The sequence below is a fragment of the Lentzea pudingi genome, assembly GCF_014646255.1.
GTDB lineage: Bacteria > Actinomycetota > Actinomycetes > Mycobacteriales > Pseudonocardiaceae > Lentzea > Lentzea pudingi.
Window position 1 is genome coordinate 246,487 of sequence record NZ_BMNC01000001.1, and the last position, 24,079, is coordinate 270,565.

The 24,079-nt window shown below is 69.3% G+C and carries 19 protein-coding genes and 2 tRNA genes; 11 read left to right on the forward strand and 10 right to left on the reverse strand.

Annotation, left to right across the window (positions count from 1 at the left end):
* Positions 1-57 precede the first annotated feature (57 nt).
* Positions 58-3,513 carry a DUF4132 domain-containing protein gene (locus tag IEY88_RS01140; protein ID WP_189152661.1) on the reverse strand — a complete coding sequence of 1,152 codons (3,456 nt, stop codon included), beginning with the start codon at positions 3,511-3,513 and terminating at the stop codon, positions 58-60.
* A gap of 91 nt (positions 3,514-3,604) precedes the next feature.
* Positions 3,605-5,146 carry a glycoside hydrolase family 13 protein gene (locus IEY88_RS01145; RefSeq protein ID WP_189152662.1) on the reverse strand — a complete coding sequence of 514 codons (1,542 nt, stop codon included), beginning with the start codon at positions 5,144-5,146 and terminating at the stop codon, positions 3,605-3,607.
* Between the two features lie 300 nt (positions 5,147-5,446).
* On the opposite strand from IEY88_RS01145, the gene IEY88_RS01150 reads away from it, so the two are divergent.
* The 3 genes from IEY88_RS01150 (at position 5,447) to IEY88_RS01160 (ending at position 6,544) form a co-directional block, all read left to right on the forward strand.
* Positions 5,447-5,519, forward strand: a tRNA-Gln gene (locus tag IEY88_RS01150).
* An 80-nt stretch (positions 5,520-5,599) separates the two neighbouring features.
* Positions 5,600-5,671: transfer RNA gene (locus IEY88_RS01155), tRNA-Ile, on the forward strand.
* A 132-nt stretch (positions 5,672-5,803) separates the two neighbouring features.
* Entirely contained in the window at positions 5,804-6,544 is a 741-nt protein-coding gene (locus IEY88_RS01160) for a DUF1684 domain-containing protein (protein WP_189152663.1), read from the forward strand.
* Positions 6,545-6,553: 9 nt separating this feature from the next.
* On the opposite strand, the gene IEY88_RS01165 is transcribed toward IEY88_RS01160, so the two are convergent.
* A complete protein-coding gene (locus tag IEY88_RS01165; RefSeq protein WP_189153598.1) occupies positions 6,554-7,390 on the reverse strand; it encodes a hypothetical protein in 837 nt (278 codons plus the stop codon).
* A gap of 313 nt (positions 7,391-7,703) precedes the next feature.
* Between IEY88_RS01165 and IEY88_RS01170 the strand changes: the two genes are divergently transcribed.
* On the forward strand, positions 7,704-8,573 hold the full coding sequence (locus IEY88_RS01170) for a helix-turn-helix domain-containing protein (protein WP_229692982.1): 870 nt from the start codon (positions 7,704-7,706) through the stop codon (positions 8,571-8,573).
* Positions 8,574-8,588: 15 nt separating this feature from the next.
* Here the strand turns inward: IEY88_RS01170 and IEY88_RS01175 are convergent, their stop codons facing one another.
* Positions 8,589-8,786, reverse strand: a complete 198-nt coding sequence (locus IEY88_RS01175; RefSeq protein WP_189152665.1) for a DUF397 domain-containing protein — start codon at positions 8,784-8,786, stop codon at positions 8,589-8,591.
* Between the two features lie 150 nt (positions 8,787-8,936).
* Here IEY88_RS01175 and IEY88_RS01180 point away from each other — a divergent pair, with 150 nt between their 5' ends.
* Genes IEY88_RS01180 through IEY88_RS01190 form a run of 3 tightly spaced genes read left to right on the forward strand, consistent with a single transcriptional unit; the run spans position 8,937 to position 13,506 of the window.
* Positions 8,937-10,274, forward strand: coding sequence for an AfsR/SARP family transcriptional regulator (locus IEY88_RS01180; RefSeq protein ID WP_189152666.1), 1,338 nt, complete (start codon positions 8,937-8,939; stop codon positions 10,272-10,274).
* Positions 10,271-12,523: a hypothetical protein gene (locus tag IEY88_RS01185; protein ID WP_189152667.1), complete on the forward strand. Its 2,253-nt coding sequence runs from the start codon at positions 10,271-10,273 to the stop codon at positions 12,521-12,523. The genes IEY88_RS01180 and IEY88_RS01185 overlap by 4 nt, the downstream gene beginning before the upstream one ends.
* Positions 12,520-13,506: a hypothetical protein gene (locus IEY88_RS01190; RefSeq protein WP_189152668.1), complete on the forward strand. Its 987-nt coding sequence runs from the start codon at positions 12,520-12,522 to the stop codon at positions 13,504-13,506. Before IEY88_RS01185 ends, IEY88_RS01190 begins: the two co-directional genes overlap by 4 nt.
* Here the strand turns inward: IEY88_RS01190 and IEY88_RS01195 are convergent, their stop codons facing one another.
* Positions 13,507-14,523, reverse strand: coding sequence for a LacI family DNA-binding transcriptional regulator (locus tag IEY88_RS01195; protein ID WP_189152669.1), 1,017 nt, complete (start codon positions 14,521-14,523; stop codon positions 13,507-13,509).
* A 200-nt stretch (positions 14,524-14,723) separates the two neighbouring features.
* Here IEY88_RS01195 and IEY88_RS01200 point away from each other — a divergent pair, with 200 nt between their 5' ends.
* Positions 14,724-17,396 (forward strand): AfsR/SARP family transcriptional regulator, encoded by a 2,673-nt coding sequence (locus IEY88_RS01200; RefSeq protein ID WP_189152670.1) that lies wholly within the window; start codon positions 14,724-14,726, stop codon positions 17,394-17,396.
* On the opposite strand, the gene IEY88_RS01205 is transcribed toward IEY88_RS01200, so the two are convergent.
* Both IEY88_RS01205 and IEY88_RS01210 read right to left on the reverse strand, forming a co-directional pair.
* Positions 17,382-17,855 carry a hypothetical protein gene (locus tag IEY88_RS01205; RefSeq protein WP_189152671.1) on the reverse strand — a complete coding sequence of 158 codons (474 nt, stop codon included), beginning with the start codon at positions 17,853-17,855 and terminating at the stop codon, positions 17,382-17,384. The genes IEY88_RS01200 and IEY88_RS01205 overlap by 15 nt on opposite strands.
* Positions 17,856-17,909: 54 nt before the next feature.
* Positions 17,910-19,394, reverse strand: coding sequence for a sigma-70 family RNA polymerase sigma factor (locus tag IEY88_RS01210; protein ID WP_189152672.1), 1,485 nt, complete (start codon positions 19,392-19,394; stop codon positions 17,910-17,912).
* A gap of 196 nt (positions 19,395-19,590) precedes the next feature.
* Between IEY88_RS01210 and IEY88_RS01215 the strand changes: the two genes are divergently transcribed.
* Positions 19,591-20,112 carry a trehalase-like domain-containing protein gene (locus IEY88_RS01215; RefSeq protein WP_189152673.1) on the forward strand — a complete coding sequence of 174 codons (522 nt, stop codon included), beginning with the start codon at positions 19,591-19,593 and terminating at the stop codon, positions 20,110-20,112.
* A 178-nt stretch (positions 20,113-20,290) separates the two neighbouring features.
* Here the strand turns inward: IEY88_RS01215 and IEY88_RS01220 are convergent, their stop codons facing one another.
* Entirely contained in the window at positions 20,291-20,509 is a 219-nt protein-coding gene (locus IEY88_RS01220; RefSeq protein ID WP_189152674.1) for a hypothetical protein, read from the reverse strand.
* Positions 20,510-20,559: 50 nt separating this feature from the next.
* Between IEY88_RS01220 and IEY88_RS01225 the strand changes: the two genes are divergently transcribed.
* A complete protein-coding gene (locus IEY88_RS01225) occupies positions 20,560-20,856 on the forward strand; it encodes a YiaA/YiaB family inner membrane protein (protein ID WP_189152675.1) in 297 nt (98 codons plus the stop codon).
* Between the two features lies 1 nt (position 20,857).
* Here the strand turns inward: IEY88_RS01225 and IEY88_RS01230 are convergent, their stop codons facing one another.
* Together IEY88_RS01230 and IEY88_RS01235 are read right to left on the reverse strand one after the other, a co-directional pair.
* Positions 20,858-22,072 carry a sensor histidine kinase gene (locus IEY88_RS01230; RefSeq protein ID WP_189152676.1) on the reverse strand — a complete coding sequence of 405 codons (1,215 nt, stop codon included), beginning with the start codon at positions 22,070-22,072 and terminating at the stop codon, positions 20,858-20,860.
* Positions 22,069-22,752, reverse strand: a complete 684-nt coding sequence (locus IEY88_RS01235; RefSeq protein ID WP_189152677.1) for a response regulator transcription factor — start codon at positions 22,750-22,752, stop codon at positions 22,069-22,071. The genes IEY88_RS01230 and IEY88_RS01235 overlap by 4 nt, the downstream gene beginning before the upstream one ends.
* Positions 22,753-22,885: 133 nt before the next feature.
* On the opposite strand from IEY88_RS01235, the gene IEY88_RS01240 reads away from it, so the two are divergent.
* The gene (locus tag IEY88_RS01240; protein WP_189152678.1) at positions 22,886-24,079 is read left to right on the forward strand and encodes an ABC transporter ATP-binding protein; all 1,194 of its coding nucleotides are present in this window, start codon (positions 22,886-22,888) and stop codon (positions 24,077-24,079) included.

Consider the following 24,079-nt stretch of genomic DNA (forward strand, 5'->3'; position numbering starts at 1 on the left):
TGGCGGTGACCGCGCCGAGCCGGTCTGACGTTGGACGTCGATCAACCGTTCCCGTTGTCAGGCGTGCAGTGATTCCAGTTCTGAGATGAGCTCCGAGGCGGTGACCTCGTCCACGGGGAAGGTGGCTGGGCCGCCGTCGCGTGGGGGAGACCAGTGGCCGGTGCCGTCCTCGGCGTAGTACAGGGCGCTGAACTTCACCTCGGGGTAGATGTCGATCGCGCCGATCGCTATGCCGGGGTCGAGGCAGGCCACCAGGGCGCCGCCGGACGGGAGGGGGCGGGTGATCCACTCCTCCACGCCCGCGTCGAGGGGTGTGCCGCGCACCCAGCCTCGCTTGGTCAGGCCCAGGACCTTGCCCACGGGCATGGGCAGGCCCACGTACTTCTGCAGTTGGGGAACCGTGTCCTCGTCCGGGAGGAAGGCGTGGGCTCGCCGGCCAAGCTGGGGGAAGGGTTGCAGGATCTCGTAGTCCGCGAAGACCTCGCCCCAGGCGGGCAGCGTGCCGGTGAGGTCGACCGGGTGCGCCACCCGGACGGTGGCGGCCTCGGGAAGGGTGAACTCGGTGTCCTCGGGGGTGGCGAGGGTGTTGTCCTCCGCCAGGCGGAAGGTCCGGCCCTCGTCGGTGATCCAGACCAGGCGGCGGGCCACGTGCCGGAGCAGGGGGTGGTCGGCGAGGACGGTGTGGAACTCGGCCGCTGTCCAGGTGCGTTGGGTCGTCATCGCGCCTTCGAGGCGGTGGATCTGGTCGGACGCGACTGTGCGGACGGCCTTCTTCAGTTCGGCGAAGCGCTTGTGCTCGGCCGGTGCGAGTTCTTGATCGTCCTTCGCGCCCGGTTTGGGGAGGTCGGTGCGGCGCTTGCCGTCCTGGTCGAGGACGTGGGGCTTGAGCTGTTCGTCGAAGCCCACGGTGAACTGGCGCGGGCCGTAGTCGATCACCAGGGTTGCGGCCTCGTCGAGGCCCAGGCGGGGGACCAAGCGGTCGGACAGTTGGTCGCGGGACAGGCCGAGGGTCGCGGCGATGGTGGCGACCTTCTCCTGGGCTTGGGCCTTGAGGGCCTTGAACTTCACCCTTTCCGCGATGCCGTTCAGGTGGATGAGGGCCGCCTCGGTGCCGATCTGGGCGAGCACGTCGAGGCCCGTCACGGCCTTGGCGTGCGCGTTCTCGCCGGGCCAGGCACGGATGAGCGGGGCGAGGCGGCGCACCGTCTCGTCGTCGCCGAACCAGCCGAGAGCGGGCAGCACCCAGCCGTCCGCGGTCGGGGTGCCCATGGCCTGCCAGCGGCCGAAGAGCGCCCAGCCGAACTCCGCCAGCGACTCGCGGTCGCACGCCTCGACGGCGAGCGGCAGGCCCGGGTAGACGGCATCCGGTTTGGACAGTGCGGCCGTCATCAGGAGATTGGTGACGGCCTGCGCGGGCAACGCGGCGGTGCGGTCGTGCAGCAGCACCTGGGGGAGCAGGCGCGGGTCCGCCCACTCGCCGATCTCCGGCAGCTTCGCGGGAAGGGCGTCGAGCGGGTCGACCTCGATCAGCGCGCGGACCGCCGCGCCCGCCTCCTCGCTGACCGCCGTGGCGACGGCGATGACGTCGACACCGGTCTCGTGGTGGAGGTGGCGGAGAGCAGTCTCCGCGTTGCGGCGTGCCCGGCCCGCTGCGCCCAGGGCCGACGCCAGCAGGAGACGGGCGGCCGTCTCGCGGTGCCGGTCGAGCCAGGCGGTGGCGTGTGCGCGGGCGGATTTGAGGCGCGTCAACCAGTCCGCCATCTGCGCGGCCACCTCGGCGGTGGCGTACGGAAGCAGCGCCACGCCCGTCCCCTGCGGGTGGCGTGCCGCGAGCCGCAGCAGCGGGGGCAGTGCGTCCAGCTCGTACCGGGCGGCGATGCGCCTGCCCCAGTTCTCGCTGTCCCAGGTGTCGCGGGGCACCCACTCGGCGAGCAGAGGACGGGCCAGGTCTTCGGGACCGGCCTCGAACAGCCTGTTGTCGTGGTCGCGGATCTGGCCGGACGTGAGCCAGGCGGTCAGGACCTCCCAGTTCTGGCGGGAGCTCACAGTGCCGTCGTAGCACCGGATCGCCAGCCATTCCCCGCGCTCTCCCGGCAGCCACGAGAAACTCGGGCCGGGCGTCGGGACGTCCTTCAGCACCACGGGTTTCGGCTGCGGCCGGCGGCGTGCCCACGGTGGATCGGCGAGCACACCGGGCAGCGCGGACGCCGGTGCCTCCGGGTGGCGCTGCGACTCCGCCTCGGCGAGCAGTGCGGTGGCGGCCGCGGGCACCTCCAGGCCCGGATGCGCCGACAGGTGGGCGCGCAGCAGCGGCAGGACATCGGGTTCGGCCGCGCGCGGTCCCAGCAACCGGGCCGCCCGCAGCGGGAACGCCGCCATCGCGGCCAGCAGCGAGGGCAGCACGAACTTCTCCTGCCGGCGGTCCAGCAGGAGCGCGAACGCCTCGTCCGTCGGCAGGGTGGCGAGCAGCTTCAGCGCGAACTTGCGGCGATCCACGTCGAGGGCGGGTTCGTCGAGCTCCTCGGCGAGGAACGGCGCGATCGCGGGCCCCAGCGCGTGCAAAACGGTGTGCGTCGTGAGCGGGGACCAGGTGATCCAGCGGTGCTGCAGGGCGGCGAGCTGCTCCAGCGTGCTCACCGAGCACAACGTCATCCAGTTGGAGGGCGAGCCGGGGGCGTCGGCGTTCGCCTCCTCGAACCAGTCGTGTCGGCCGGGGACGAGGAAGGCCCGCGCCACCCGGCCGAACCGGCCGTCACCGACCTTCTCCAGCTCGGCGACGGCGGCCTCGTGGGTCTCCGCGTCCGCGACGGCGAAAGCCGAGCGCAGCAGGATCAGGGACTCGCCGTCGTGCTCGGCCGGGTCGATCTGATGTTCTGGGAACGCGTTCAAATACGCCTTGAACGTCCGGTCGGTGCGCGAATCGCGGAAGCCACCGAGGAAAAGGGTGCCGAGGCGCACCATCGCCGCGACCGCGAACGGCAGCCCGTACTCCGCGATCAGCCAGTGCACCGTCGCCTTGTGCAACTGGGCGACTCGCGCGAGCGCCGCCGCGCCCAGGTGGCTTGGTCGGCCGGCGAGCTGCTCCCGCAACGCGTGCACGACGTCGGCGTCCGACCTCTCGTCGGCCAGCACCTCGGCGATCGCGGCGTCGTTGGCGGGAACCCAGTCGCGGAACTCCCGCACGCGAGCGGCGTCCACTGCGAAGCGTGGCAACGGATCGAGGCCACGACGGCGCAGCACGTCCCTCATCCGGGGCGCGGGCATCACCCAGGTCTCCTCGGATGGAGGCGCGAGAACGGGGAGAACAGCGGCGGCGCTCCGGTAGCCCTTCTTCTCCTTGTCCGCCACCAGTTTCGCGGCGTGCGCCTCGGCGGCGGCCTCGGACGGCAGCTCCTTGCGCTGGGTCTGCCCGGCAGCGCCGAGCCGTCCGAACCGGACGGTGACCACGGCACCGGCCCGCTCGATCTCCCAGAACTTCGCCGAACCACCGGCGACGAGCTCCCACCTGCCCACCACGAGACCCCCTGAACACGACCTGGAACTGATGTCCACGGACCGTACCCAGGGGGTCTGACAGTTTTAGTTGATCAGGTGAAATCGCTGGTCAGAGCTTCCACCACAGTGCTGTGTCCGGCGGCAGGAGCAGCAGTCCGTCGCGCACCCCGTAGTACGACGAGGCGAGCAGCACCGAGCCCGGATCCGGCAGCTCGACGACCGCCTCGGACAGGTTCACCGCGCACGCGAGCCCGTCGCGTTCGAACCACAGGACGCCGTCCGGACCGTCGACCCAGGTCAGGCCCGCCCCGAGCGCGGGGTTCTCCCGCCGCGCGCGCAAAGCGTTGCGGTAGAAGGACAGCATCGAGTCCTGGTCGCCCGCCTGGGTCTCCACGCTGAGCTTCGCCCAGTCCGCGGGCTGCGGCAGCCACGAACCGCCGGTGCCGAACCCGAGCGACGGCCCGGAAGCCGCCCACGGCAACGGAACGCGGCATCCGTCACGACCGCGTTCGGTGTGCCCGGACCGTTCCCACATCGGGTCCTGCAGCACCTCGTCCGGCAGGTCCAGCACCTCGGGCAGCCCGAGCTCCTCGCCCTGGTACAGGTACACCGAGCCCGGCAACGCCAGCATCAACGCCAGCGCGGCGCGCGCACGGCGGACACCGGTCTCGCCGCCGCCGTACCGCGTCACGTGCCGTTGCACGTCATGGTTCGACAGCACCCAGGTGGTAGGCGCCCCAACGGGTTCGACCGCCGCCAGCGACGACTCGATGACCGACCGCACCGCCTCGAAGGTCCAGTCTGCCGACAGGTAGTGGAAGTTGAACGCCTGGTGCATCTCGTCGGCACGCAGGTACATCGCGGTCCGCTCGGCGGAAGGCGTCCAGGCCTCCGCGACCAGCACCCGTTCACCCGGATAGGTGTCCACGACCGCACGCCACTCGCGGTGGATCTCGTGCACGCCGTCCTGGTCGAAGAACGGCAGCGACTCCGTGCCCAGCAGTTTGAGCTGGTCGGTGTGGCCGATGTCGGGCAGCCCCGGCGCCTTGATCATCCCGTGCGCCACGTCCACCCGGAACCCGTCGACGCCCAGGTCGAGCCAGAACCGCAGCACGTCGAGGAACTCCGCGCGCACCTCGGGCAGTTCCCAGTTCAGGTCCGGCTGCTCCGGCGCGAACAGGTGCAGGTACCAGGACCCGTCGGCCACCCGGGTCCACGCCGGGCCGCCGAAGACCGACTCCCAGTCGTTGGGCGGGCCGTCGCCGACACCTTCGCGGAACATGTAGCGCTCACGACCGTTTCCGGCCAACGCCTCCTGGAACCACGCGTGCTGGTCCGAGGTGTGGTTCGGCACGATGTCGACGATCACTCGAATGCCGAGCGTGTGCGCGTCGTCCACCAACGCGCGCACGTCGTCCAGTCCGCCGAACTGCGGGTCGACGGCGCGGTAGTCCGCGACGTCGTAGCCGCCGTCCGCCATCGGCGAGGCGTAGAACGGCGTGATCCAGACCGCGTCGACACCGAGGTCGCGCAGGTACGGCAGCCGTGAGCGGATGCCAGGCAGGTCACCGACGCCGTCGCCGTCCGAGTCGGCGAAGCTGCGCACGTAGACCTGGTAGATGACGGCGTGGCGCCACCAGTCGTAAGACATGACCTTTGCCTTCCGATGGGGTGTGTCAGCGATACAGGAAAGACGTTGCAAAAGTTTTCCGCAAGTCAGCTTGAAGATTGCTGGAAGATTCCACGTGTCTCTGCAAGATTTTGCAGACCTGGATAATGCGTTGCGACACCTCCACGTCATCCGTCAGAGTGGATCGCAACGAACCGGAGGAAGGAGCCAGCCGTGATGCAACACATGCGCCATCAGCACGTCTGGTGCTCCTCGGCATGAGCTGACTCATGTCTCCGGGGAGCCGTCCCGTCGCACCGAGCGACGAGGCGGCTTTTTTGATGCCCGTTGGTCCAATTGGCACGGACACCGCGCTCTGAACGCGGAGATCGAGGTTCGAGTCCTCGACGGGCAGCCGTGACCGAAGCCGAAGCAGTCGAGGCACCAGGTTGTGGTCCTGGTCGAAGCCGGTGCGAGTCCGGTCGGTCACTCCAGCGCGCGGGATCCGGCGATCACTCAGGCCTCATAAGCCTGAGGTGCCTGGTTCGACACCAGGACGCGCGACCAGGAGGGCGAGGAAGGCGTCGTGCAGCACGCCGTTGGTGGCCGGAGCGGGGGGCCCGAAGCGCGGGGCATCGCTTCCCTGTCCCACTCCGTGGAACAGGGAAGCGATGCCCCAAGTTCGTCGTTCGCAGGGACATGAGCTTCGCGGAGGACTGGCAGACCTGGAAGACGGAGCGGGAGAACACGCTGGCCGACCCGTACGGGTGGCTGGCGCTGGTCTCTCTCGACTGGCTGGAGACCACCCCACGCACCTATGACGGCCTACCGGGCGAGTGGTGGCAAGACGACGACGCGGCGTACTGGCGCAGCGAGGGAGAGACACAGCGCTTCGAACTCGTCCAGAGCGGCGCCGGCACGCGCGTCACGGCAGGGGACGTCGAGATCGAGATCGCCCGGCGCGGCGGCTACCTGATCCGCGTGCACGACCCGAAAGCCCCGGTGCTGCGAGACTTCATGGGTGTTCCGGCGTACGACCCGCAGGAACAGTGGGTGCTGGAAGGCGAGTACGAACCGTTCGACGCGCCCGTTCCCACGACCGTCGGTGCGGTCGTGCAGGGCCTTAGCCACGTGTACGAGGCGCCGGGCCGTGTGCGGTTCAGCTTCAACGGCACCGAACACACCCTGACGGCGTTCAACGGGCGCAACGGTGGCCTCAGCATCCTGTTCACCGACGAGACCAGCGGTGTCACCACCTACGCGGCCAACCGGCAGCTCGCCGCCACCCCGCGCGACGGCAAGGTCGTGCTCGACTTCAATCGGGCGACGAACCTGCCGTGCGCGTTCACCGACTTCGCCACCTGCCCGCTGCCACCCGCGGGCAACCACCTGGCGTTCGGCGTCGAGGCGGGGGAGAAGACGCCGTACGAGCGCGGCTGAGGCCTTGGCTCACTCGCAGGCGGTGCCGTCGTTGTCGTGGTCCAGTCCGTAGACGTTGTTGCCGATGACGGGGATCGGGCCTGCTACGTAGGCAGGTCCGTTTCCTTTGCCGCCGGCGCAGTCGACGTCCAACGCGATCGGCACGCATCCGCCGTAGTTCGGGTCGCAAGCGGGCTTCGGCGCGGGCTGGGGCTGGGGCTGGGGTTGCGGCTTCGGCTGCGGGGCCGCCGGGGGAGTGGTGGTCGTAGTCGTTGTGGTGGTCGTCGTGGTCAGGGTGGTGCTGGTCGGCGCGGTGGTCGTGACAGGCGCGGTGGTCGTGGTGGAGAGCCCAGCCGCTGCCTTGTTCACGTCCGTCGGACCGTTGGCGATCGCCCCGATGATGCCGATCACGAAGAAGAACGCGAGCACACTGGCCACACCGATGGCCGCGGGCGTCATCCACGACTTGCGCGCCCCCGCAACCGGAACGACCGCGCCACGGGGGATCTCCCGCGGCATCCGCAGCGAGATCTGCAACAGCCCGTTGGCACCGCGCTGGACGAACGCGGCACAGCCGGTCGACCCGCCACCGGACTCCACGTGCATCAGCACGGGCGCATACCGTTGCGACATCAGGAAAGTCAGCTCACCCACGCGGTACCCGTCGAGACGCACCTCGATCCCGCGCCGACCCCGGTACTTGCCGGCGGCGATCGTGCACCACGTCAGGTTCACGGCGACGTGCCGCATCACCCCGTCCGGCACCGCGTACCGGGAGAGCACGTCCTGGTGGTGCTGTTCGCCGGTGACGGTCACCGTCACCTCGCCGGGAACCATCACCAGACCGGCGGCCGAGTTCTCGATCACTGTCGCAACTCCCTCGCGGTGGGCTTGTACGCCTCACCATCGAGAAACCACTCCAGGTGTTACCGACGGTGCCCCGAGGTTGTGCCGAACGAGTGAAAGTCCATCTATTCGGTCACGGACGGTTGAAGGTCAGCGATGTAGGTCGCTCATGCGGCGTGCTCGAGTGGCACCTGGACCGCAAGCGCGTGAATGAAGTGATCGAACTGAATCACCTGATCGCACCATCGCCCAGCCGTTGACACCCAGCCTCTTCTTGCTTCATTATGACTCGCGATGAATCATTATGAATCACGTGTGACGGGTAGGGGATGTGGTGAATGACCACGTTTCCGCCAGGCAGCTTCTCGCTCAGGAATTGAGGCGCCTGCGCCTGCGGACCGGTCTGTCGGGTAGAGAACTCGGTCGCAGGGCGTCGATCAGCCAGTCGAAGGTGTCCAGGATCGAGGCGGGCACGGCGTTGCCGACCGTGTTCGAGGTCGAGCAGTGGGGGAGGGTGCTTGGAGCTCCGGTCGAGACGGTGCGATCGCTCGCGATCATCACCGGCAACGCGCACCTCGAGGCGCACTCCTGGGCGGCCGCGCTGTCGGGCGGGAGGCACCTGCAGCATGTGATCGGTGACTGGGAGGCCGCTGCCTCCATCGTCAGGACCTACCAGCCGTCAGTTGTGCCAGGCCTGGTGCAGACAGCGGAGTACGCCCGCCGGGTTTTTTCCTTGTTCACCCCCGGTTATGAGGACGACGCACTGGCGGCGGCTGTCGCCGGGCGCGTCGAGAGGCAGCTCGCCCTGTACGAGGCGGGGCGGAAGTTCGAATTCCTGATCACCGAAGCTGCTCTGCGCTGGAGGCCAGGGCCGCCGCACGTTCTGCTCGCCCAGCTCGACCGGTTGCTTTCGATATCGACCCTGGACAACATCGACCTCGGTCTGATTCCACTCGACGGCGAAGCTTTGGCAACCTATTCACACGGATTCGTGATCTACGAAGGTGAGGACGAAAGTGTGGCGACCGTGGAGATGATCCACGGTCCACTCACCCTCGATTCGGAGGATCAGGTCGAGATCTATCGTCAGCGATGGGCGCTGCTGCGGGAGATGGCAGTGCACGGAGACGAAGCGCGATGCCTTCTCGACGACCTGATCGGCCGACTGAGGCGTCACGCCGCACGCGACGGCGGCACGGCGTGACACTTCTCTGTCCGCTCAGTACAAGCCGAATTCGCCGTCGAGCACGCCGTACAGAAACGCAGTCCATTCGGACTTGGTGAACCAGAGAGCGTGGCCCGCCGGGTTCTTCGAGTCCCGCACCGCGACGCCCTTCCTCGTCAGCGCCACTTCGACGCACTCGCCTCCGCCATCGCTGAAGGTGCTCTTCTTCCAGGCGAGATCGTGGTTGTCCATTTCTTCTCCTTTGTCAGCGGCCGTTCGATGCGGCCATGGGAGAAACGATGGACGCCGTGATTGCCAAGGCGTTGGCGGGGAGATTCCATTCGGTTGGTGAGACATTGCCTTCTTCGAGAAAGAGGTGCTGTGGAATTACCTGGAGAGCAGGTGGACTTCCGAGTCTGGGAAGAGGTGGGCATCTACGTCGAGGGGCACCGCGCCGACCTCGGCAGGAAGGCCTCCTGGCTACTGGCCCGCCTGCTGCTGAACGGTGGACGACCAGTGTCACTGGAATCGCTGTACGAGTGGCTGTGGGACGACCCGCCCGCGAGCGCGGAGACCGAGCTGGCCAAACAGGTGGGGGAACTCCGCGATGCCCTCGCTCAGGCGGGGTTCCCCGACGCGTTGCAGAGCAAGGGCGGCTTGCGCAGCCTGAAGGTCCCCGATGGGCTCGTCGACGTGCGCAAGTTCAGCACGCTTGTCGGGAGAGCGCGTTCCGCAGACAGGCGGACCGCGGAAGGGCTCCGTGGTGCCGCCTCGGCGTTGGCCGAGGCGCTTGCTCTCGCTGTGGGTGATCCGCTGGCTGGTGTGGCGACATCACGCGCTGCCGGGGAACGCCTGCAACTCCAGGCGGCGCGGCGTGACGCGCAGCAGCTCGCCGCCGAGGTCGGCGTGGAACTCGGGCACCATCGCGAGCAGATCGAGATCGTCACGCGATTGCACTCAGCGCATCCGGAGGACGCGGCCATCACGTCTCTCACCGCGCGGACGCTGTACCTGTCCGGCCGGGCGGCCGACGCCGTCGACACCTTCACCCGTCACCGGGAGGCCCTCGACGAGTGCGGTCTCCGCGTCAGTCAGGAGATCCAGGACATGCAGACCCGTGTGCTCCGCGACGACCCCGGCCTGCAACCGCTCGTGAACCAAGAGCCCGGTGCGTCCGAGGGCCGGCTCGTGCTGGCGCTCAAGACCGAGGCCCGCGGGTTCGAATCCTTGCGAGCGCTCATCCCGGACGCGTTCGGGCGCGACGACATCGCGGTGCGGATCACGACCGGACATCTGCTGTGCGATCTGCCCCAGGACATCTCCCCGCGCGTGGTGCTGGGACGAGGGCTCGGCCGGCTCTCCGATCTGGTCAGACAGCCGGTGAGCGCGGGTGTCGCGATGGGCGACTTCGACCGGGCCCACGATCTCGCCAACTCCCGGTCCGCGTTCGAACAGTTGCGTGCCGCGTCGGGCAGCTACCTTGTCATCGCGATCAGCAGTGAGCTGTACGAGCTCGTCGACCGGCTCGACCGCGTGGCTTACTGCCGAGCCGAGGACGTCAACGGATGGGTGCGGGTTCCCGGTCACTCCCTGCCCCCGGGCAGGCCCCCGGAGACCCAGTCCGCGGAACAGAAACCCGCACAGAAGTCTTACTCGGTCGTCTTCAACGGGACTACCTCGATCGGCACTCAACACAACGGCGACGCCGTGCACCACAACTACTTCGGGGGTGAACGGTGAGCGACGAGACGACTGCTGCGGCACCGCCACCGGACTCCGCGACGGCCGACGCGGGCAAGCCGGGTACCGAGCCGTCGGACAGTTCCCCGTCGTCCGGGCCCGGTGGCGCGAAGGAACCCGACCGGCGTGATCTCGACGAGGCCTATCTCCGGGGCAGAGGCCTGACGACCGCGGGCGCGATGACCTTCAACCGCGACGCGTCCATCCAGGACCTGCAGGTCGGCGACCGCTACATCTACTACAACTTCAGGTCTTCGAGCGCCGGTGGGGATTTTCGCGCGGTGCCGGTCCGGGACGAGATCCTCCGGTGGGTGCGCAGCCGCTACGTGCTGGTGGCCGGCTACGACGACCTGCTGGGCGCGTTGGAACAGGCGCGGGTGCTCGTGCTCAACGGCAGGCCTGGCACGGGACGGTTCACGACGGGGCTGCGGCTGGTCTGCGCCCTCACTGCGGGAAAGATCTTCCGAATCGACGGCAGCGATCCAATCAAAATCGACGAGGCTGGTATCGAGCGCGGCAGTGGCTACGTCATGGAACTCTCACGCCCTCAGGCCGAAGCACTGACGGAGCTCGACCTCGATGCGCTAGCGGCCAGGTTCGCCGCCAAGGAGTCGTACCTGGTGGTCATCTGCCACCGCGACGGGCAGAACCACGTGCTCGGCGGGTTCGCCAGGTCGTGCCCTCCTCCCGACATCTACGACCTGGTCTCCCGGCATCTCAGAGATGAGTTGCGCGACGACGACTGCGATGCCGACGAGGTGCTCGAACAGCTCTACACCAACCGGGGTCTCCGGGAGGCGCTCGCGGCGGACCCCAAACCCGCTGAGGCGGCGCAGATCGCGGGCTTCTTGGCGGAGATGGCACGCGGGGAGATCGATCTGTCCCAAGTGGAGACTCGGGCGGCCCTGCTGGTGCGCCGACAGGTCGAGGAGTGGTTCGCGGAGCTCTCCTGTCCGGCCGACGCACTGCCGGAAGCATTGCGTCTCAACGCTTTCCGCATATCGCTCGCGGTGTTCAACGTCTCGGAGTACGACGTTGTGGTGAAAGCGGGGGCGGCTCTGGCCACCACCTTGCTGAAGAAGATGAGAGGAGAGCACGCCAGGAAGCCGGAGGAGTCGTTGTTCGCCGAAGACCACGGGGTCAACCTGCCCGCCTCGCGCGCCACCATGGAGGACGGCACCGTTTCGTTCGGTGGCATCGAGACTCCGACGAAACTGGTCATGTTCGCCGACGAACGGTTTCCCGTCGTACTGCTCAGTCACCTCTGGCACCGGCACCACAAGCTGCGCGAAGCCGTCTTGGAGTGGCTCACGGAGCTCAGCGACGACCGCAGGCCCATGGTGTGGGTGCGGGCCGCGCAGACGATGGGTCTGTTCTGCTCCTTGTCCTTCTCCAGCACCTTCACCGACAACATCGGCCCGCTGGCGGCGACCGAGGGAGCCGACGGGGAACATCGCCGGCGGTTCGCAGCCATCGCGCTCGACCAGGCCGCACGTGACGAACGCATGGCGGACGCCGTGTTCGAACGCCTTCAGGAGTGGAGGCGGTACGGCAGCGAGGCCCAGCAGTGGACCGCGGCGGCGGCGCTCGGCTACGACCTCGGACTGCACCGGATCGACAAGGCGCTGCGGGAGCTCCACGTGCTCGGCACCCCGTCCGAACGCCGATCTGTGTTGCCCGAGAACGGGTACAGCGATCTGGTCCACGCGGCCGCGCGCAGCATCGCGAACCTCCTGGCGTTCGGCGCGGTGTCCTCAGTGCTGGCCCGGCTGGCCGACTGGACGCGGAGCAACAGGCAGAGCGTTCGCGACCTGGCTCGGTGGACTGTCGCCTATCTGGTCTTCTGGTGCGGGCACTCCCGCAACGTGCTGGTCCAGCGCGCCGGGAGGGACCGGATGGGCACCGAGGACAAGAAGCGCTGGCCACTGCTGCTCACCTTGCTGGAGGAGAACCCCCAGCACACCTGCGACGTCTCGGAGCTCGTCAGGTGGGGACTGCGCGGGCGTGACCAGGGCGAGGTCGTGCAAGGCCTGTTCCGTCAATGGATCCACGCGGCGGAGAAGGACGATGCCTGCCTCGACGCGCTGGTCGCCTTCATGCCGCACCTCATCGCCGGGCACGGCGATCTCCGCCGCCTGCAGCACCTTGTCGAACGGATGCGTCGCGACTGGTCCGACCCCCTCGACGAGGACATCGCGCTCGTTCTCGAAAGCTCCATCCTGCCGCTCACCGAGAGGACCGCTTCATGACCCGCCAGTTGTCCCAGGACGAAGCCATCTCGCTGGCGCGCCGTCTCGTTGTGGCCGACGGGAACCCCGCGGCTGAGGAGGGGAGCGAGGAGGAGACCCGGTTGCCGCCGGAACGTCCTCGTGAGGTCGTGGGGCCGATCCTGGGAGACTGCTCACTCGGCAAGTGGGACGCGTTGCGCGGCCGCATGCCGGCGGATGCCAGGACCGCGAGGCTTTTCGTGACGTCGACGGGGAAACGTCTCTTCTTCGCGCCGGACCAGCAGCCGTCCGCGGGTAGGCTGATCAGGCAACGGGTGTGCCACGTCTACGAGATCGACATGGGTACGCACCTGACGCGCGTCGAGACGAAACTGCCCTGTCGAGGGGACGACGTCTTCTTCGACGCCGTCGTCGAATTGCGCTGGCGCGTGCAGGACGCGGAGCTCGCCGTCAGGTCCGGGGTCACGAACGTCGGCAACGAGCTGATGCCGGAGATCACCAGGTGTCTCCGCGGGGTCACCCGCACCTTCGAGGTCGGCGAGGTGAGGGAGGCGGAAGAACAGGCTCTCAAGGAGCTGACCAGTGGTGACCCGTTCGGACAGAGGTTCGGTCTGCACGTCGAGATCTTTCTGACCCTCAGCATGGACGAACCCAGCCTGGTCCACGCCGCGCTGGACCGGAAGGTCGAACGGATGCGGGGCATCATCGTCAAAGGTGACTACCACCAGTTCGCGTTGCAGCTCTCGGTGCGGGAGAAGAGCATCACGGAGGTCATGCAGGTGCTCGCTCAGGAACGCCAGAACAGCAAGCAGGTGGTGGTGGAGTTCCTCACCAAGATGCTGGAGTCCGACGCGATCGAGCGCTGGGAGATCGAGGACGACCTGCGCGTCCTGCTCCAGTCACTGCGGGAGTGGAGCAACGGGGAACTTGCCGGGGTGCAGGAGACCAGGTCGACCTCCCTGGGGACCGGCAGGCGTCCGATCGCCGGTGGTGACAAGCGCTGATCAGGCGCTGGCCCGCACCACGAGCGACGTGGGCAGCAGCAGCGAGGGCGGTAGCCCGTCCTCGCCCGCCAGCTCCGCGAGCAGCCGCCACGTCATCGTCCGCCCGAGCTCCTCGACGTCCTGCCGGATCGTCGTCAGCGGCGGCGTGGCGGTGGCGGCGAACACCGAGTCGTCGAAGCCGACCACGGCGACGTCCTCGGGAACGCGCTTGCCCTGGGCGTGCAGCACCTGCAACGCGCCGAGCGCCATGATGTCCGCGGCCACGAACACCGCGTCGATGTCGGGGGCTTTGCGCAGCAGCTTCTCCATTGCCCGTGCGCCGCTCTCGGGCGTGAAGTCGCCGTGTGCCACCAGATTCGCGGTGAGCTTGGCCTCGCTGAGGCCGCGTTTGAACCCGCTGAGCCGGTCCGCGCCCACGGCCATGTCCTTCGGGCCCGCGACGGTGGCGATCCGCTTGCGGCCGAGCGACGCCAGGTGGCGCGCGGCCTCCAGGGCGCCGGTGAAGTTGTCGGCGTCCACGAACGGGACCGTCGCGCCCAGCGGCCGTCCGCCGGACACCACGGGCAGGCCGATCTCGGCGAGCATCGGCACCAGCGGGTCCTCGCCGTGCAGGCTCACCAGCAACGCGCCGTCGACGTGCCCGCTGCTCAGGTACGTGACGAGGTCGCCGGGGTCGTTCGGCTGGCTCATCATCAGCAGCAACTGCATGTGGCGGCCCGCGAGTTCGGCGTGCACGCCGCGCAGGACGCCCGCGAAGAACGGGTCGGACAGCACCCGGCCGGTCGGTTCGGAGACGACGAGGGCGATGGCGTTGGCCCGGTTGCCGGCGAGGGCGCGCGCGGCCTGGTTGGGGGAGTAGCCGAGTTCCGCGATGGCGGCGTGCACGGCCTCCCGGGCCTTCGCGCTGACGTACTGCTCGTCGTTGATGACGCGCGAGACGGTCGACTTCGACACTCCGGCGACCCGCGCGACCTCTTCGATCCGGGGGCCGGGACGTCGCTTCGCCGTCTCGGTCATGCGGTCATCCTAGGCTGCCTGGCCGGACCATGATCTGCTCAGGTCCATCTTCGTTCCCCCTCTTCACAGCGGCGTGCGCCAAGTTTCCAAGATCGTCCGCACAAATTCCGCACAGCACCCCCGAGTTCTGGCACCATGCCCCCCGAGGAGGGCTAGTGCGGTATCGGCTTCTTGGGCCGCTGCAGATTTGGCGTGGGGGCGTGGAACTGCGGCTGGGCGGGCCCCGGCAAAGGGCACTGCTCGCGGCGTTGGCACTGCATGCCAACAAAACTGTCAGTTTTGAACATCTGAGCGAGGCGGTGTGGGAATCTCCACCGGCGGCTCCTGAATCGAACATCCGGACGTACGTCGCCGCCCTGCGCAAGCTCGTGCTGGACGACCTCGTCACGGTTCCCGGCGGCTACCGGCTGAAGGTGCCGGACGGAGAGGTCGACGTCGGCGTCTTCGAGGAGCTGTGCGCGGCCGGCGACGGAGCTCTGGAACAGGGTGATCACCGGGCGGCGGTCGCGAAGTACGCGGACGCGCTGGCGTTGTGGCGTGGCCCGGCGCTCGACGGCCTCACCGTGGGGCCGCGGCTCGAAGCCGAGCTCACGTTGCTGCAGGAACGGCGGCTCACCGTCGCCGAGCAGCACGCGCGGCTGTCGATCGAGCTGGGCCAGGGCGAGCGGCTGATCGCCGAGCTGCGGCGGCTGACGAAGCAGTTCCCGTTGCGGGAACAGCTGTGGCTGCAGCTCATGCACGCGTTGCAACGGGCCAACCGGTCGGCCGAGGCGCTGCAGGCGTTCGAGGACGTGCGGGTGCTGCTCGCCGACGAGCTCGGCACCGATCCGGGCGGCGAACTGCGCGAGCTGCACGCCCGGCTGCTGCGCGGAGACCAGCCGCGGCTGGTCCTGAACACGCTGCCGCGCGACGTCGCGGACTTCACCGGCCGCACCGCCGAGATCGACCGCCTGACCAGGGCCGTCACCGGCAAGGCGGCCGTCGTGATCTCCGCGATCGACGGCATGCCGGGCGTCGGCAAGACGACGCTCGCCGTGCACCTGGCGCACCGCCTGGAGTACCCGGACGGTCAGCTGTTCATCGACCTGCACGCGCACACCGCGGGTCGTGCGCCCGTGGAACCGACAGACGCGCTCGACGTGCTGTTGCGCGCGCTCGGACTCGAAGAGATCCCTGTGAGCCTGGACGAACGAGCCGCCCTGTGGCGGGCCGAACTGTCCCGGCGCAGGTTGCTGGTCGTGCTCGACAACGCGGTGAGCGCCGACCAGGTACGGCCGCTGCTGCCAGGCGTGCCTGGCTCGTTGGTGCTGGTCACGTCACGCGCGCGGCTGGTCGAACTGGAGGGTACGTCCACGCTCACGCTGGACGTGCTGTCCGAGGCGGAGGCGCTGCAGCTGTTCGCCACGATCGTCGGTGACGACCGCGGCACGGACGAGGCGGCCCGCGAGGTCGTCGCGCTGTGCGGACGGCTGCCGCTGGCCGTGCGCCTGGCCGCCGGACGACTCCGCAGCCGTCCCACGTGGACCACCGCCCACCTCGCGACGCGGTTGCGCGAGGGACGATTATCCGAACTGGACGCGGTGTTCGCACTGTCGTTCAGTCAGCTTCCCGCCGGTCACCAGCGGCTCTTCGGCCTGCTGGGCCTGCACCACGGCACGGACTTCGACGTCGACCAGGCCGCGGCGCTGGGCGAGCTCGACCTGTTCGAGAGCGACGCGATGCTCGAAGACCTCGTCGACGTGCACCTGCTCGAGTCGACGACGCTCGGCCGCTACCGGATGCACGACCTGCTCCGGCAGTACGCGCAGTCCAAGGTGGACTCCAGCCGCGCGCCGCTGACCAGGTTGCTCGACCACTTCCTGGACACGGCGAACCAGGCGACGCGGCTGATGTCGCCCGCCGCGCGCAAGTACGAGGTCGACATCACCTACCGGCCGGCGTCGCGGCTGGTGCTGCGCGACTACGACCACGCGGTCGAGTGGCTGGAGACCGAACGCCAGACGCTCGTGGCCGCCGTGGCGTTGTCACTCGACGGCGACTGGCGCACACACACGTGGCAGCTCGCACGCGCGTTGACGTTCTTCTGCATGGTGCGCGGCCACACGCGCGACTGGGCCACGATCAACGAGCTGGCGCTGGAGGCCGCGAAGGACGAGCCGGTCGCGCTCGCCATCACCACGAAGAACTACGCGATGGTGTTCTGGCAGACCGCGCAGTACCCGAGGGCCATCCACTACAACGAGCGTGCGATCGAGATGCTCCGCGAACTGGGCGACCTGCAGGGCGTGGCGGGCACGCTGAACAACCTCTCGCTGGTCTACCGGACCCTCGGCCGCCACGCCGAAGCCGCTGACCTGCTCGAACAGGCCATCACCGTGGCACGTCAGCTCGGTGACCGGCACCTCGAGTCGCAGGCGATGAGCAACGTCAGCAACATCTACAGCGCGCTCGGCCGGTACGACGAGGCGCTGCAGGCGTGCACGTCGGCGCTCGCGTTGATGCGCGAGATGGGCAGCCGCCGCGACGAGGCGGACACCCAGAGCGCGCTCGGCATGATCCTGCACGCGATGGGCCGGCACTCCGAAGCGTTGGAGGCGCTGGAATCGGCGTTGGCGGCCGTGCGCGCGATCGGTGACGTGACGACGGAGACCGTGGTGCTCAACTACCTCGGCGACGTGCTGATCGCCGCCGGACGTCCGGACGAGGCCATCGCTCCGTTGCGTGAGGCGCTCGACCTGGCCGAACGGATCGACGACCGGCGTGAGGCCGCGAACGCGCACAAGCACCTCGCCCGCGCCGTCACGGATCCCGCCGAGGCCGCCCGGCACCAGGAGGAGGCGGACGAGAGGTTCGCCGCCCTAGGCGCCGGCTGAGCGGGGACCGGGCCTCCCGCCGGGCAGCACCGCACCCCGCGGCAGCCCGTCCCGCAGCAACGGCAACAGCCGCGGGTGCTTGCTCATGAGCACCGCGGCTGTGCCGTTGCGCTGCTGGATCCGGCGGCAGAAGTGGGGCGACAACGCGACCCCCAGGTAGGCCTCCGCGCGGGGCCCGTAGACGACCGCGCCACCGAGCCCGCACCACCCGGCCGCGACGGCCTGCCCGTCCGTCCACAGGTAGCCCTCGACGTACACCCCGCGGTTGTGGCGGCCCGCCTCGCTGAGCGCGTCGCTGAACGTCACCTGGGGCTGCAGCCGCGTCCCGGCGTCGGCTGACCACCAGGTGCCGAGGTCGAGCACCAGCCCCTCGACGCTCGCGTGCGCCCACTCCGAGTCGTCGACGAGCGTGCGGAACGGCGCTTCCAGCCCGGTCAGCGCCGCCGTGAGCTCCTCCACCCGCTCATGGTGCGGTCCCCGCGCCGATTCCGCTGTCCGAAGTGGACTGAGTGGTCACGAGATCGTGATGGAGATGCTCACCCGCACCGGCCCCGCCACGCCGGTGATGATCCCGTCCCCGGCCTTGGAACCGGCCTGCAGCCGTGCGCGGTAGATGATGGTCTGGCCGGGAGCGAGCGTCTGCCCGCCCTCGCACGTGATGGTGCCCTTGCCTGCCGGGCATCCGACCATCCCGGCCGAGGTCTTGCCCGGCCCGACGGTCTTGATCTTGTCCGGCATCGTGAGCGTCAGCGCCGGCAGCGTGGTCGGGGCGTCGCCGTTGTTGGTGATGCTGATGTTCATCTCGTTCGCCGGGCCCTCGGTCGTCATCGCGATGCTGCCGGGGGCCGACCCCGAGAGCTTCGCCGCCGAGGGAGCGACCGTGTCGCTCGTCGTCGTCACCACCGGTGCGCCGGGCCCGCTCGTGCCGGCGCCGGGCGCGGCCGAGCCCGCGGAGGTACCGGCCGCCGCGGTGCCGGAGGTCTGGCTGGAGCCGGGCTGACTGGGCTGACCGGTCTGGGTGACCCCGTCCGAGACGCTCGTGCTGGTCTCCGGGGCGCCGCCCGGGATCGTGGTGGCGGCCGAGCCGCCGTCCGAGCTGACGACACCGGACGCGGCGACCACGACCACGGCGGCGGCCGAGGCGGCGACACCTAGCCACGAAGTCAGGCTGATGCCCACCGCGGCGCCCTTGCCCGCGGTCGCGGCGGCGGCGAGGTACCCGGCGGTGCCCGTGCCGAGCACGATCGGGGCGACGAGGCCGCGCAGCGCGCCGTTGACGTCGGACAGTTCGCTGGCGAGCTTGCGGCACTCGGCGCAGTTGTCCATGTGCTCGTCGATGTGGATCGCGTCGCGTCCCTTGAGGCCGCCACGGGTCCACGCGCCGAGCTTCGTCACCGTGGCACGGCACTTCTCCGCCGGCTCCTGGTTGACGTGTGCCTGCAGGAACGCCTTGCGCAGGCCCTCGCGCGCACGGAACGCCATCGCGGAGACGCCGTTCGCGGTCAGACCCAGCAGCGGTGCGATCTCGCCGGGGGACTGGCCCTCGATCGCGGTGTGCCACAGGACCGTCTGCCACCGTTCGGGCAGCGTCGCGAACGCCGTCGCGGCCAGCGTCTGGTCCAGGTCCTCGACCGCCTTGTCGCGGAACGGCACGCTGGTCGCCTTGGTGGCACCCGGAACCTCGTCGATGTCACCGGCGAGTTCGATCCGCTTCTCCTTGCGGGTGCGGTCGTACGCCGCGTGCCGCACCGCCGTCAGGAGGTACGGCCGGAACGACGGGCCGGGACCGCCGCCTCCGCGCAGCGCGGCGAGAACCTTGGCGAACGCCTCCGCCACCAGGTCGTCGGCGTCCGAGGACGACGAGGACAGCTGCATCGCCAGGATGTTCGCCGAGCGAACGTGCCGTTCGTAGAGCTTGCCGTACTCCTCGACCCTGCCGTCTCTGACGGCATCGATCAGGTCGGCATCCGACGGCGGTCGTCCACGCTGCCCGATCAAAGAAAGCCCTCTTAACGTGATGCCCTGTGGTGATACGCGGACCCTATCGACATGACTCAACGCGAACAATCCACGCATCCGAACCTGATGTAATAAAAGAGGTTTAGGACGCGCGTAAGTTCTGCCCAACACGGGACTGATGGCCCTAGCGCCTACTTGCGTTACCTGCGTGGATTTCCTGACCCAGCTGGTTCCGGTGCGCGCGGCCGTGCCGATCGAACGGCACAGCCTGCTCTCCGACCGCCGCGCCTTCGCCCTGGTCACACCGGATGCGGACGTGACCTGGCTGTGCCAGCCGGCACCCGACTCGCCCGCCCTGTTCGCCTCCCTGCTCGGTGGCGACGGGCATTTTTCGGTGCGTCCCCAAAGGAACCAGCTGCCGTTGGGCCAACAGTACGCACCCGGCACGATGTCCGTGCGAACGCGCTGGACAGGGCTTCAGGTGACCGACAGCTTGAGCGGCGGACTGGTGCGTTCGGTCGAAGGGCGGGTGCCCGCGGTGGTCGAATTCGCGCCGCGTCCCGATTTTGGCCAGAACGTTGTCCAGTTGGAACCGGTCCCGGACGGCCTGCGCGTCGCGGGGACGCCGATCGAACTGCGTTCCCCCGGTGTGGACTGGCGGATCTCCGGCGGCACGGCCACGGCGGTGCTCACCCCGCCGGTGGTCCTCGAACTGCGCTGGGGCGCCCCACCGTCCACTGAGGACTGGAGGCGGTGAACGCGCGCACGTCGGGGTTCCAGCCGTGGGTGGGCACGTCGGCGGCGATCGTGGCACGCAACCGGTGCCAGGAGGGATCGGCCGGACGGCCGATGCATTCGGCGAGTGCGATGGCGCGATCCACCGTCTGCCAGCACATCACGCGCGAATGGACGCGGTGGCGCGGCACGTGCCGTGCCTACCAGATGCCGTGGGTCGGGTTTGTGCCAGCGGTGCCGTGCACGATGTAGAGCGGGGTCAGCTCCTCCGGGCTCGCGACGGTGGCGAGAACCCGGTGCAGCCACTGCAGGAAAGCGCATGCCACGTCGGTCGATCCGAGCGTCACCACCCGCAGGCCTGCCCGCACCCAGGCCTGATCCGCTGTGCCCGGCTGCTGGACGAACCGTGACCAGCACATGAGTAACCGTACTCATGACAAGTGCGGGTGCGGCCCAGGACTCTCGGATCATGACCTCTTCCGCGCCCTCGCACACACCGACGACCGCCGCGTTCTACGTGCAGGCGGTCCTCTCGTTCGCGCTCTCGCTGACCGCGGTCGGCATCGGAGTCGTGTTCCTGCCCGTGGACGGGTGGGTCCGCGCGTTCCTGGGCATCGCGATGCTCTACACCGTCACCTCGGCGTTCACGCTGGCCAAGGTGCTCAGGGACCGCCAGGAGGACACCTACATCACCAGCCGGGTGGACAGGGCGCGGCTGGACAAGTTGCTGACCGACCACGACCCGTTCAAGGTCGACGCGGTCTGACTCAGGGGTGACCGTGCCACAGCCGCCACGCGCGAGGGCTCGCCGGCTCGTGGTGGCTGTCGGCCTCCCCGAACCGCAACCGCACCCGCGCGCCGCCCAGCCGGCCGCGTTCGAGGTGGATGGTGCCTCCGGTGGCCTCCGCGGCGGCACGGGCGATGTCGAGGCCCAGCCCGGTCGACCCGCCGCCGCTGCTGCCGCGGTGCAGCGCCGACGACGGGTCGGCGAGACCGGTGCCGCCGTCCTCGACGACCAGCGTCACCCAGCCCGCGTGCCGCACCACCGACACCCCGACCGGTGCGGCGGGAGGCGTGTGCCGGAAGACGTTCTCCAGCAACGTGTCCACCACGGCACCCAGCGCGTCGGGTGACAACGGCACCCAGCACGGCTCGCCCACGTCGATCTCGCACTCCCGGCCCTGGTCGGCGGCGTGGGCCGACCAGAACGCCATCCGCGTCTCCACGACCGACGCCACGTCGCACGTGCCGGGTGCCTCGCCCTCGGCCGGTTGCAGGGACTGGATGATCCGGTCGACGTCGTGGCCCAGCGTGCTGACGGCGCTGCGGATCCGGTCGGCCACGGGACCCGACCCCACCGCGTCGGCGTCCAGCCGGAGGGCCGCCAGGGGGGTCCGCAGCCGGTGCGACACGTCCGCGATCATCTCGCGTTCCTTCGCGAGCAGCTGCGACGTCCGCGACGAGGCCTCGTCGATCGACTCGGCCAGCGCCTCCAGCTCACGGGGCCCGCGCAACCGCACCCGCCGCCCGACCGACGACACCAGGTCCCGCAACGCCGCCAGCACCGGCGTGAAAGGCCTGTGCCCCAACCACACCGCCGCCCCCAACGCCACGAGCGCGATACCGGCCACCAGGAGCACGGTGAGGAACGGGAACCGCACCGCGCCGGGCACCACCGAGACCACGGCCCCGTCGACGGAGACCACCGGCGCGCCTCCTCCGGCCCCGAGGCGTGCGCCGGTGCGCAGCACGACCGACAACCGGCCCTCGGCGCCGGCGGCCGTCCGCGCGATCGTTCCCCGGACCGCGTCGGCGTCCGGGGTCACCGCCAGCACCGCGGCGACGACGGCCGCGTCCCGCCGATCGGCCTCGGCGGCCTCGTCCTCGGCGTGCGAGTGGAGCAGGAACCCTGACGTGGCCACGAAAACCAGGGCGACCAGCCCGGCGGCGAGCAGCAGGGCGCGGGTGATCACCGCTCTCATTCGGGCGCCGCCAGCTTGAACCCGACGCCCCGGACCGTGTGCAGGTAACGGGGATGCGCCGCGGTCTCGCCGAGCTTGCGCCGCAGCCACGACGCGTGGACGTCGATCGTCTTGTCGTCACCGACGTACGGATTGCCCCACACGGCCTGGATGAGCTCACGCCGCGAGATCACGCGCCCCGGCCGTTGCGCGAGATAGGCCAGCAGGTCGAACTCCCGCCGGCTCAGTGCGAGAGCCGAGTCGCCGAGAGTCGCCGCGCGCTGGGCGAGGTCGATGCGCAACTCGCCCAGTTCCACCACCTCGGATGGAATCGCGGAACCACCCGTGCGGCGCAGCAGCGCGTTGATCCGCGCGGCCAGGTGTTCGGACGAGAACGGTTTCACGATGTAGTCGTCCGCACCCGCGTTGAGCGTGCTCACGACCGAGGCCTCGGCACCCCGCGCGGTCGCCACGATGACCGGCACGTTGCTCACCCCGCGCAGCATCCGCAGCGCCGCGACGCCGTCCAGATCAGGCAGTCCCAGGTCGAGGATCACCAGGTCCAGCTCGGAAGTGCCCGCCTCGCGCAGGGCGGCGACGGCGGTGCCGACGGCCTGCACGACGTGCCCGAGGTCGGTCAGCGCGTGCACGAGCGCCGCCTGGACCACCGGGTCGTCCTCGACCACCAGCACCTTCGACATACACGCAGCGTAAGCAGCGAACCCGTCGTTTGGGAGAGGTGTCACGAGCTTATCGAGATCGTGTTTCGTCCTTAAATCTCCCTTAGGGATGGCGGGCCTACGGTCTGCAGTCACACCGGACCAGGGAGTTGGCGTGGCAGAAGTCGTTCTGACGGGGCTGGGCAAGGCCTACGGTGACGGCACCCGTGCGGTCACCGATCTCAACCTGGAGATCCGCGACGGCGAGTTCCTGGTGCTCGTGGGCCCGTCGGGCTGCGGCAAGACGACGGCGCTGCGGATGATCGCCGGGCTCGAGCAGATCACCGAGGGCACGATCCACATCGGTGAGAAGGTCGTCAACGAGGTGCCGTCCCGCGACCGCGATGTTGCGATGGTGTTCCAGTCGTACGCGCTCTACCCGCACCTCAACGTGTACGACAACATCGCGTTCGGCCTCACGCTGCGCAAGCTCGCGAAGAAGGAGATCGACCACCGCGTCCGCGAGGTGGCCGGCGTCCTCGAACTGACCGAGCACCTCGGTCGCCTGCCCCGCAACCTCTCCGGCGGGCAACGCCAGCGCGTCGCGATGGGCCGGGCGATCGTGCGGGCCCCGCAGGCGTTCCTGATGGACGAGCCGCTGTCCAATCTGGACGCCAAGCTGCGCGTGCAGATGCGAGCGCAGATCGCCCGCATCCAGCGCGAGATCGGCGTGACGACCGTGTACGTCACGCACGACCAGACCGAGGCCATGACGCTCGGGGACCGCGTGGCCGTCATGCGGCGCGGTGTGCTGCAGCAGGTCGGGCCGCCCCAGGAGCTCTACGACCGGCCGGTCAACCTGTTCGTCGCCGGGTTCATCGGGTCGCCGGGCATGAACCTGGTGTCCGCGAAGCTCGACGAGAACGACGGCCGCTTCTGGGTCTCGCTCAACTCCGACGCGTTGCTGCTGCCGGAGTCCGTGCTGCAGCAACGGCCCGCGCTCAAGCAGTACGTCGGCCGTGACGTCGTGGTCGGCATCCGCCCGGAGGACATGGAGGACACGGCCCTCGCCGACGCACGTGAGGGCGAGATCCTCCATTCGGTCGCGGATCTGGTCGAGGCCATGGGCTCGGACGTCCTCGTGCACTTCCCGGTCGACGTCCCGCCGGTCGTCACCGACGACACCCGTGAGCTCGCGAAGGACGCCGGCACCGACGACCTGCCCGGCGTCAAGGACAAGGGGACCGTCCTCGTCGGACGGTTCAGCCCGCGCACCCGCATCTACGAAGGACAACCCGTCGCTGCCTGGGTGGACACGTCCCGGCTGCACTTCTTCGACCCGGCCACCGGGTCCTCGATCTGGAAGTAG